This is a genomic window from Paraburkholderia sp. SECH4 (assembly GCF_030511745.1).
Taxonomy (GTDB): Bacteria; Pseudomonadota; Gammaproteobacteria; order Burkholderiales; family Burkholderiaceae; genus Paraburkholderia; species Paraburkholderia madseniana.
Window position 1 is genome coordinate 1 of record NZ_JALOCP010000083.1, and the last position, 9,882, is coordinate 9,882.

A 9,882-nucleotide genomic window follows, 5' to 3' on the forward strand; every position below is an offset into this window, starting at 1 on the left:
CCTGCTCCTCAAACGCTCCCGGGTTCTCCGCATCCGGCCCCGGGTGGCGCGCCTTTCCGGGTCGCGATCGCCAGTGGATCCGTGCTACGGCCGGCCGCTCATCTATATCGGTCTACAGACCTATAATAGGAGTCGTCAGACCTAGATGCAAGCAGAGTTTATCCAGGTAAAACCCCAAAATATCCCCGTTCTTTGCCGAATCTTAATTGTAAGATATGAAAATTCAGAAAGTCATATAGGTTTTTAGACCTATACAATGGCGAGCACGAGGCCGACGACGCTCCTGCTCGCATGGACATCTTTGCTCGGCTCAATGCAGCCTCTGCAAGGCTCCATCGGTGCTTCGGGTTCTTTGGTCATCCCGCGACGAGGAAGAAAAATGAAACAACCGATCATTATGGCGGAAGATATGTCCGTCACCAATTCGGCAGGCGAGACCAGGCGACGGGGAAACCGAACCACGCGTGTGCCTGAAATCCTCGAGATTTCAATAAACGCCTTCGCCACCGGTGGGTATGCGGCGTTCAACCAGCGGCGTGTCGCGAGTGAGGCCGGACTTCAGTTGAGCACGCTTCAGCACTACTTCCGCACAAGGGAGGACCTGCTGCGGGCCACCGTCGAGGCAATGGGCGACCGCTACCTCGATTTGTAGCGCAAACTGTCCAGGGATAGTTCGCTTACGCCTTTGGCACGTCTGGACAAGATTGCCGATGAGACATTTAACGCGCTGGCGCGGCCGAATAGCAACTTCAGCGCCTTAGCGATTGAACTCTGGAGTTTGGCTGAGCACGAGGACTTCGCTCGTGATCTGCTCGAGGAGATCACCGGAGAAAACCAGAAGATATTTGCGGGCCTGGTCTCGAAGATCAATCCAGAATTGTCTTCAGAGAACTGCACTCTGCGAGGCGCATTGCTCACATCAAACCTGCAGGGCTTGCTCCTCTTTGTACGTCGGGCAGGCAAGAACACTCCGGATCTCGACGGGCTTCACACTATGACGAAGGTAGTCTGGAGAGCACTGAGCACCGCACCAGGCCCGTCCTGAAAGCCCAGCAGCGTGAACACGAGGCCGCAGCCGGATTCACGCCCGCAAAGACGTATTGGCTGATGCTGAGCCCGCAATGCAGAAATCGTGGACGCCGAATACCGCACCGGGCGACGAAGCAATGAGCACACGCCGGTCCCGTCGGCTGACACGCGAGGCCGGGCCTTGGCTGATAGCCATAATCTGTCTCCTGTTGAGTCGCCGGTTGCCAGCGATCTTGCGGTCGGCCCGATGCGCGGCGACCCGCGCGCTCGCCTAGCCTTTCGTTCTCTTTTGTCTCGGTGTTGCTCCAGCCTGGATGAAGATCTCGACCTCTTCGGGTCGATAGCCGACCTCTGCCATGACGGTGTCGAGGTCGGCGGCGAAGGTAGGTGGTACGGTTCGAACGCGTGCGGGTGTTCGCGACAGCTGCACCGTTGGTCCAATCCCGCGGTAGCCAGGCAGTTCGACCACCATTCCTCGGGCACGCGTATGCGGGTGTTGCAGCACGTCTTCGACAGAATTGACTTTCGAAGCCGAAACGCCCACCCCCGTCAGTCGCTCGCACAGCACTGTCGCGTCGAAATCGCACAGCATGTGCTCGATTTCTTCGCGTAAGGTGTCGCGGTTCTCTACCCGTGCGCGGTTCGTTGCAAATCGCGGATCATCGATCAGGTCATGACGGCCCAACATGCCGCAAAAACGCCGGAACTGCGCATCATTTACCACGCCGATGAAGACCACGCCGTTGCACGCGTGGTATGTGTCGTACGGGGAGATGTTGGGATGTGCATTGCCCGTGAGCTTTGGCGCATTGCCCGACGCAAACCAGTTCGATGGATGCGGATGCAACAGGCCCAAGGCGGTGTCAAACAGTGAGGTCGCCACCAGTTGCCCGCGGCCCGAGCGGTTGCGCTCGGCGAGCGCAAGCAGGATACCGATGACAGACGAGAGGCCAGTGGCGGCATCGACGATTGGCACACCGACCCGTGTCGGCCCGGTATTCGCGTGCCCATTGACACTCATCAGCCCACAAAATGCCTGCAACACCGCGTCGTAGCCGGGCAGATCGGACAGCGGGCCCTGTTCGCCGTAGCCGGAAATCCGACAGTAGATGAGCTGCGGGAAGCGCTCGGCGAGGGTTTCCTCATAACCGATGCCCCATTTGCGCATCGTGCCGGACAGGAAATTCTCGATGAGCACGTCGGCGCTGGCAAGCATGTCCAGCAGAACTTCACGACCGCGCGACAACGAAAGATCAAGCGAAATAGCGCGCTTGTTGCGGTTCAAGCCGTGAAAATAGGCGGCGCTCTCGTCGACGAACGGCGGGCCGAGTTCGCGGGTTTCGTCGCCTTGTGGCGGTTCAACCTTAATGACATCCGCGCCATGGTCGGCAAGTATCTGGCCCGCGTACGGGCCAGCAAGCACTCGCGACAAATCGAGCACCTTTAGACCTTGCAACGCGCCTCCGCCCTTTACGCCGTCGCATCCTGAATGATGAACTGCTGAGTCCGTCACTTGCGTCTCCTGATTCTCTTCGTGGCGCAGTTATGCTCTGCCCTTTGCGGCCGCCGCGCGGCCGTTTCCGTTTCACTTTCAGCTTCGCGCAGGAAGCTCCACGACACCGCCCCCAATTACAGAAAGCTCATTGTCCTGATTGGTCGCTTCCTGTTCGATCTCGACCAGGTGACGCCCCGACTCCACGAACTTGCGCTTGACTCTGCCCTTGATGAACAGCATGTCGCCCTCAGGATTATGGCGGCGAATCTTGCAGTTCGCGCTGCGCAGGAAGCCGTCGTCGCCCATCCAGTTGGTGAGGTGGTGCGTCAACCAGGAACAGCGCTCGGGACCATAGTCGTACGCGCCCGGTGCGCCGACCCGCAGCGCGAACTCCTCTTCCCAATGCACGCGTTCCGGGCAATCGGGAATTCCAAAACGGTTCTTGATCCCAACCCCTGGATGTGCGTCGATCAGTTGCCACGCCAGCTTGTTCGCCCGGATGTAGAGGCCGCCCCAGCCCTGAGCAAATGCGATGAAACCCGTCACCGTCATTGGCCCCTTGAACATAACCGGCAACGCCTCACCCTCCGTCACGTCGTCCCAGTAGCGGGTTTCCGCGCCACGCACCTCCTCGTTGCGATAGAGGTCATAGGCAGCCGCCAGCTCCTCCTCGGAATAGTAACGGGGCGCACGCGATTTCACTTCCGCATACTTTGTGCCGCGCTCGCGCGCATGATCGCGCTCAGTACGAAAACACCAGCTATCGGCGTCGGCGACGAGGTCCCCCTCCTGATTGTAGAAGTCGACGTGGTATATCTGCTGGATCGCCCGGCCGGCAAAGCGCGTATCGTGCTCGATCAGATCCTTGAGCTTCGCTTCGGTCGTGATCACGTCGTTGCGCCTGACGTGCTTGTGCCAGTTCCAGTCCGCGCCGGACCACATTGCATGCACGCCTGGCAAGCCTCCCACATACCCGGAAACGATGCGGCTTGTCGCGAACAGAAAACTCGGAAGCGCAATGAGGCCACCGTGTCTCGTCGTTGCGGCGTAGTCAGGATCGCACCACAGGGGGTTGTCGTCGCCGATGCCGTGTGCGTAGTGGCGGACATTGTCGCGCGTCGCCTCGTGACACCAGGGCTCGACAGTGGCGCCGATCTTCATCCCGATACGCCTGCTCAGTTCCTCCAGTCCCTCGTCGGTGATCTTCGGGAACATGACCTGATCTTCTGCCATACACTCCTCCTTGGTGAAATCAATGTGAAACGGCCGAACTGGATCGCTCGCGCTCGCGTAATGCCCTGCGATTGACTTTGCCGGCGGGATTCTTCGGAAGCTCGCCGACAAACTCGACGAGGCGCGGGTACTCGTGCTGGCTCAGACGCGCCCGCACCAACTCCTGAATTTCATGAGCGAACGCTTCGCTGCCCTCGCGCGCGGAAACCACGAACGCCTTCACAACATGGCCTCTCAACGGGTCGGGCACGCCGATTACCGCTGCCTCACGGACATCGGAATGCTTCAGAACGGCGTCCTCCACCTCCACGGCACTGATGGTCCAGCCCGCCGAAATGATCACGTCGTCCGCCCGCCCGCGGTGAAAGAAGTAACCTTCTTCGTCGATCCGTCCGAGATCTTTCGTTGGTAGCCATTTGCCACCGCGCCAGACCACGAGTTCGCCCGTAACGTTTGGCGCGCACGGTTGTCCGTTGGCGTCGTGCACCGCAACCCGAACTCCCGGCACGGCTTTGCCCAGCGAACCATCCTTGACCGGAAAATCCGCCGCACCGGGATAACTCGCCAGAATCACGCCGACCTCGGTGGTGCCGTACATGCTGCACACAGCGCAGCCGAAGGTCTTCCTGATGAACTCCGCGCTCTCGCTGTCGATCGGCTCTCCGGTGAACGTCAGTTTCTGGATTGCATAGAGATACTGATCGGTGACGCCGGAATTCCGGATCATCCGGTAATGGGTCGCTGCAGCGGACATGTTCGTGAATTGATGTTCGGCGAGTGCGCGCAGCAGGCGTTCCGGCACGAATTTCCCGGCGTAGGCGCCGATCGTCGCGCCCAGCGCGAGCGGTGCAAGCGTGCCATGCCACAGGCCGTGCCCCCACGCCGGCGAGGAAGGACAGAAGAATCGCTCACGTGGCCTCACGCCTGTGCCGTACAACGCGGCACGTAGCACCATGACCAGCGAGCGGTGTGTATGTCGCACGGCATCGGGTAATTCACGGGTCGTGCCCGAGGTGTATTGAAAAATTGCCAGATCGTCGCTCTGCGTCGCCGCCGCGAACCGGGTGGGATAGCGGGAAAGACATTCGAACCACGCCTGATTCGCGAAAATCAGGTTGACGCATTGGGTGGAACCAACGACCTGCGCCTTTTCATCGTGGGTGATCAGCGCAGATGGCTTGCAGTCCTCCACCCGCAGGCGCAGCCCGTCTTCGCCGAACAGCGTGAAAAGCGGAACGGCAATCGCGCCAAGCTTCAGTACTCCGAAAAGAGACGCATAAAAAGCAAGCGACGGATCGAGCATGATTCCCACCCGGTCGCCTGCTCGCACTCCCTGCGCGTGCAGGTAGTGCGCGACCTGTGATGATGTTTGCGCGATCTGGCTGAAGCTCAGGACCTCATCCCGGCCATCGGCATGCGCCACAATCACGGCCGTTCGGTCGTCGAGGGCATGCCTGTCGATGCATTCGTGCGCAATGTTGAGAAGCGGTGGCGCCCCGTCGACGAGGTCCCACAATCCGTCCGGACTGAAGTGCCGTTGTGCATCGGCATAGGAAGTGTACGCCGTCAGTCTGCTCATCTCGAAGTGTCTCCATGTTCTTACGGCCTGCTAGCTTGAAACCCACTTTAGGAGTCGCTTGTACGTTTGTCAAATAGGATGTACATTTGTATATATACAAAACGGAGCGAAGTATGAGACGAATCCTCGAGGAGGCTAACTCCGAACCGGAAAAGAAGTTGGCGGGCCCCCGTGTGCGGCCGGTGCCAGCGGTCACGCGATCGATCGCCATCCTGCGGTTGCTAGGTGCCAGTCCGTCGCCGCTTGGAGTCAAGGCCATTGCCGACGAACTTGACCTGGTTCCGAGCACCTGCCTCCACATCCTGCGCGTCCTCGTCGACGAAGAGCTGCTCAAGGTCGATCCCACGACCAAGCGCTATAGCCTCGGGCCCGGGATGCTGGCGCTGGCGCGCAGCGCGCTGAAGCGTGGGGGCTTCAATGACGTCGTGCAACCGTATCTGGACGACATTTCTGCAAAGTTCGGCGTCACCGCGATGGGCGTAGAACCGAGCGGCTTGAAGCACATGGTGGTGAAATCCCTTGCCGCATCCGAATTGCCCATCAGCCTGCACGTCGAACTCGGAAGCCAATTTCCTGCGCTAATCAGCGCAACGGGCCGCTGCGTTGCCGCATTCGGAAACTTCAGCACCGATGAGCTGAGGAGCGGGTTCGATTCGTTACGGTGGCAAAACCCGCTGTCGTTCGACGCGTGGCTGAGAGAGGTCAACACCACCCGCAAACGCGGCTTCGGCGTGGATCGTGGTAACTACATCGCTGGTGTTACGGTCATCGCCGTTCCAATTCTGGATTCGAAGCAGCATATGGCCTTCGGGCTCGCTGCCGTAGGCCTCACCGATCACCTGAACGCGTCACGGGTTGGCATGCTGGCCACCGAGCTTGTCGATGCTGCCGCGGAGCTGACGTCGCGCCTGCCCTCTCTTCGCTGATCATGAACACTTACCTCACTCCAGTCGAACTAATGAACGCGGGTTGGCGGCTCCATGCTCGAAAGGGTTTCACTGGACTTGTCGGGCCACTGTGGAGCCGGCGAGACCAGGATGGGGGGTTGATGCTGGGCGTAATCACTGGCGACGACCATCTGAATCCCGGTGGCTTCGTTCATGGCGGCCTGCTCGCTACCCTACTCGACCACGTAGTTAGCACGCTCGCCTGGGAGGCGGCGAATCGCACCCCGTGCGTGACGATTCAACTCGATACGAAATACCTTACCGCAGTGCCCAGCGGATCATTCGTCGAGGCACGCGGATCCGTCATTCGGCAAACGCGCGAACTCATTTTCGCGCAAGGGGAACTACGAGTTGGAACCGGTGTGGCAGCAGCCGGGACGGCGGTGCTAAGAATCGTCACGCACGGACGTAAGCAAGGCAACGATGATTGAGCGACCAAATTGTCCTGCGTTGATGCCAACAGTTGATATTGAAGCAAAGGGCGATCGAGCTTTGCGGATAGGCGAAAGAGGCCGGCTCAAGGCCTGGCCAGTTCCGCGTCAATGGCCTGCAACAGGCGCGGATCGTCGGCGACCGTATCTGGGGCGAAGCGCGCTACGACCTCGCCGTGTCGACTGACCAGGAACTTCTCGAAATTCCATAGCACGTCGGGTGGGGCGCCAGTGTCAATGCCATAACCCTTGAGCACTTCTCGGAACGGGCCGTCGCCGATCGCCGTCGGCTGCGCCTGTGTCATCACAGCGTACAGCGGATGTCGGTCCGCACCTCTCACGGAAATTTTTGAGAATAGGGGAAAATGCACGTTGTAGTTGAGAGAGCAGAATTCGCTGATTTCGGCGTCGGTGCCCGGCTCCTGCCCATTGAAGTTGCTGGCGGGGAAGGCGAGGATTTCAAGCCCTTGGGCGTGCTTAGCCTGGTAGAGCTTTTCCAGTCCTTCGTACTGCGGCGTCAGCCCGCACTTGGAGGCGGTATTGACGATCAGGAGTACCTTGTCACGATAGTCGTTCAGGCTTGCTTCGGCGCCATCGGTGCGCTTGAGAGGGATGTCGTAGATAGTGCTCATGCTGATTCCCCTTTAATGGGCCGGGATGCTTAAGCTGCGAAGACGCGACGAGCGATTGCACCTGGCGGCATCTCCCGGCGTGGTGGGCGACACCGGCCAGAAACCGCAATACGGGTCAGGCGGACAGTCCACCGTCTATGGCGAGATCGATTCCGGTCACAAATTTGGACTCGTCGGAGGCGAGGTACACGCAACCGTACGCAATCTCCTCTGGCTCGCCCCAGCGCCCAATTGGCCCGAGACTCGCCGCGGCGAACTCCTGCGCCTCGGCGTTCTGCATCGACGCTGGCGTCCGAATGATTCCGGGATGCACGGCGTTGACCCGGATGCCTTCGCCGGCATGCGCCAAGGCCGTGGACTTGGTGAATTGGCGGATCGCGCCCTTGGATGCATGGTAGGCGGCGAAACTGGGGCCGCCACGCAGCCCGAACAGCGAGCCGATGTTGATGATGCTGCCGCCGCCGCGCTTACGCAGATGCCCGATGGCATGCTTGGTCGACAGAAAGGTGCCCTTGGCATTGATGTCGATTATGCGGTCCCACTCTTCCTCGCTGGTCTGCTCGGCGGTTTTGCCGATGCCTACGCCGGCGTTGTTGACCAGCACGTCCAGACCGCCGAAGCGCACGACAGCGCGTTCCAGCATGGCTTGGACCTCGGATTCCACACGGACATCCGCCTTGACGAACTCGGCCTCACCGCCCGCAGCCTTGATCGCCGCCGTGCAGCGTTCGCCACCGACCGGATCCACATCGACAACAACAACTTTAGCGCCCTCGCGGGCAAAGACAGTGGCGATACCCTCGCCGATGCCGGAACCCGCACCGGTTACGACGGTTACTTTGCCTTGCAGGCGGCCCAATCCCTTTACCGACATTGATGCACCTCCTTTCCTGTAATGGTCAACCGGCTTCCGGGCGGACGCCGCGGCGCCGCCCGGAAGGTTCCGCCTTCAGACCCAGAAGGCAAAGAAGCGCGCCTCAAGGCTTTCCCGGGGCGTCGCATCGGGGTGGATCTCGGTGTTGTTGAAGCTGCTGTGCCAGACGGTCTGGTCGTCGTTGAATTTCGTGTCGTAGCCCTTGAAGATCAGCAGTTCCTCCTCGCGCATGCTGGAGAAGTAGTACCACTTGTCGTCCGGATCGTAGAGGCCCAGGCGTGTCTCGACGGTGTGCCCTTCCGCCTCCATGCTGGTGACGTTGTCCATTATCACGCACTTGCCGGGCTTGATGCTGAAGCCGTCAGTGAGGGCCAGCGGGAAATCCTGAGGCGGTTTCGACACTGCCCGCCAAGTGTTGTACATCACCACCCGCTTGTACGGCGGCACTTTGATCTTCTCATCCTCCTGGACCCACTTGGCCCAGTCGTGGAAGGTCCTCTGAGTCACATCTGCATGCACGAAGCCAGCCGGCCGGGTAGTGTCGTCGCCGTTTTCGCCAGGTGCGCGCTGGGACAGGCGGACCTGGCAGTAGGTGCGGTACGGAAGGACGTAGTCGGCGCCGGAGATCTTCTTGATTACCTCCTTGATCTCGTCGTGGTAGGTGCCCTCCAGCTGCTTGGCGTCACGCAGGTGCGAGACGCTGCTGACATGGTCCACCAGGATGAAACCTTCCTTGTCCAGATCGAGCTGGCCGCGAATCGGGCGCGCGTCATGGATGGTGACCTTGTGCGCCTCCAGCGGCCGATAGGTCTGGCTCGCATCGAGCACGTTGGATCGGGCGCGAGGGATGTTCTGACTGAAATTCATGTAGGCCTCGACCGAGGGCAGTTGGATCTCGGTATCGGCTCGTGCAGCGGCGGCGGAACCAGACATGGTCGGTATCTCCTCTGGGATTCTTGCTGGGCTCTTCAGGCTGGTTCAGTCGGCCACAGGTGCGCTGGTCACCGCGGCGATGGCTTCCGGCGTTTCCCACTGGCTCTTCCAGCCCGGCGGCGGTGGTGCGATGTGATCGGCTGAATTGTTGCGCTTCGCCATCTCGTAGACCGCGCGGCAACCAACGATGACCGACAGGTCCGGCGAGCCGTCCGGCTTCACACCACACAAGCCGCCAAACAGGATCGAGTACTGCAGTACGTTGTCGGGACCGATCTCGGCGCTGTGAGCGATCTTGGCGCCCTCGCCGATGTAGTTGTTGGCGACGATCTTGCCGTACTCGTAGTCGAAGCTGCCACTGAGGATGAAGCCGTACGCCTCGCCGAGGTGGTAGTGCGGCTCGACTTTCATGCCACCCGGCACGTCGAGGATCATAACGAACATGTCGCGCTCCCAGTTCACCGTCATCAGCTTGAAGACAGGACCTTGGGCGCTGCCGATGAGATTGAAGGGCGACCAGGGGATCTTGTCGAAACGCGCGACATGGGCGCCATCGAAGAAATAGCCGCTCTTGTCGATTGGCAGTGGCTTGATCTTGGCAAGCCGCTCTTTTTCGGAAAGGAACATAATGTTAGGACCTCGAACGTGGAAGTGGCGGATCAGTCCGGCAGCAGTGCCTTGCCGTTATCGATGAATACCTTGCGCAGGATCTCCGGGCTGTGGCCCTGC

11 protein-coding genes are annotated in these 9,882 nt (G+C 60.2%); 4 read left to right on the forward strand and 7 right to left on the reverse strand.

The genetic code is table 11. The annotated features are described in order from the left end of the window. The first annotated feature begins 379 nt into the window (after positions 1-379). Together M0D67_RS41400 and M0D67_RS41405 are read left to right on the forward strand one after the other, a co-directional pair. Complete coding sequence (locus M0D67_RS41400; protein ID WP_266243473.1) at positions 380-652, forward strand: helix-turn-helix domain-containing protein; 273 nt, start codon at positions 380-382, stop codon at positions 650-652. A 33-nt stretch (positions 653-685) separates the two neighbouring features. After that, complete coding sequence (locus M0D67_RS41405) at positions 686-1,045, forward strand: hypothetical protein (RefSeq protein ID WP_266243475.1); 360 nt, start codon at positions 686-688, stop codon at positions 1,043-1,045. Positions 1,046-1,300: 255 nt separating this feature from the next. Here M0D67_RS41405 and M0D67_RS41410 read toward each other — a convergent pair whose 3' ends face one another. The 3 genes from M0D67_RS41410 to M0D67_RS41420 form a co-directional block, all read right to left on the reverse strand. Continuing rightward, a complete protein-coding gene (locus tag M0D67_RS41410) occupies positions 1,301-2,542 on the reverse strand; it encodes a CaiB/BaiF CoA-transferase family protein (protein WP_266243477.1) in 1,242 nt (413 codons plus the stop codon). 78 nt (positions 2,543-2,620) lie between these two features. Further along, the gene (locus tag M0D67_RS41415; RefSeq protein ID WP_266243479.1) at positions 2,621-3,757 is read right to left on the reverse strand and encodes a MaoC family dehydratase N-terminal domain-containing protein; all 1,137 of its coding nucleotides are present in this window, start codon (positions 3,755-3,757) and stop codon (positions 2,621-2,623) included. 19 nt (positions 3,758-3,776) lie between these two features. Beyond that, a complete protein-coding gene (locus tag M0D67_RS41420) occupies positions 3,777-5,336 on the reverse strand; it encodes an acyl-CoA synthetase (RefSeq protein WP_266243481.1) in 1,560 nt (519 codons plus the stop codon). Positions 5,337-5,449: 113 nt separating this feature from the next. Between M0D67_RS41420 and M0D67_RS41425 the strand changes: the two genes are divergently transcribed. Together M0D67_RS41425 and M0D67_RS41430 are read left to right on the forward strand one after the other, a co-directional pair. Next, positions 5,450-6,262 (forward strand): IclR family transcriptional regulator, encoded by an 813-nt coding sequence (locus tag M0D67_RS41425; protein WP_266243483.1) that lies wholly within the window; start codon positions 5,450-5,452, stop codon positions 6,260-6,262. Between the two features lie 122 nt (positions 6,263-6,384). Then, positions 6,385-6,714: a PaaI family thioesterase gene (locus M0D67_RS41430; protein ID WP_266243486.1), complete on the forward strand. Its 330-nt coding sequence runs from the start codon at positions 6,385-6,387 to the stop codon at positions 6,712-6,714. Between the two features lie 86 nt (positions 6,715-6,800). On the opposite strand, the gene M0D67_RS41435 is transcribed toward M0D67_RS41430, so the two are convergent. The 4 genes from M0D67_RS41435 to M0D67_RS41450 all read right to left on the reverse strand — a co-directional run bounded on the left by M0D67_RS41435 (position 6,801) and on the right by M0D67_RS41450 (position 9,780). Continuing rightward, entirely contained in the window at positions 6,801-7,346 is a 546-nt protein-coding gene (locus M0D67_RS41435) for a glutathione peroxidase (RefSeq protein ID WP_266243489.1), read from the reverse strand. Positions 7,347-7,461: 115 nt separating this feature from the next. Further along, positions 7,462-8,220, reverse strand: coding sequence for an SDR family NAD(P)-dependent oxidoreductase (locus M0D67_RS41440; protein ID WP_266243491.1), 759 nt, complete (start codon positions 8,218-8,220; stop codon positions 7,462-7,464). Positions 8,221-8,295: 75 nt separating this feature from the next. After that, on the reverse strand, positions 8,296-9,153 hold the full coding sequence (locus M0D67_RS41445; protein ID WP_266243493.1) for a CmcJ/NvfI family oxidoreductase: 858 nt from the start codon (positions 9,151-9,153) through the stop codon (positions 8,296-8,298). A 45-nt stretch (positions 9,154-9,198) separates the two neighbouring features. Further along, positions 9,199-9,780, reverse strand: a complete 582-nt coding sequence (locus tag M0D67_RS41450) for a hypothetical protein (RefSeq protein ID WP_266243495.1) — start codon at positions 9,778-9,780, stop codon at positions 9,199-9,201. Positions 9,781-9,882: the final 102 nt, after the last annotated feature.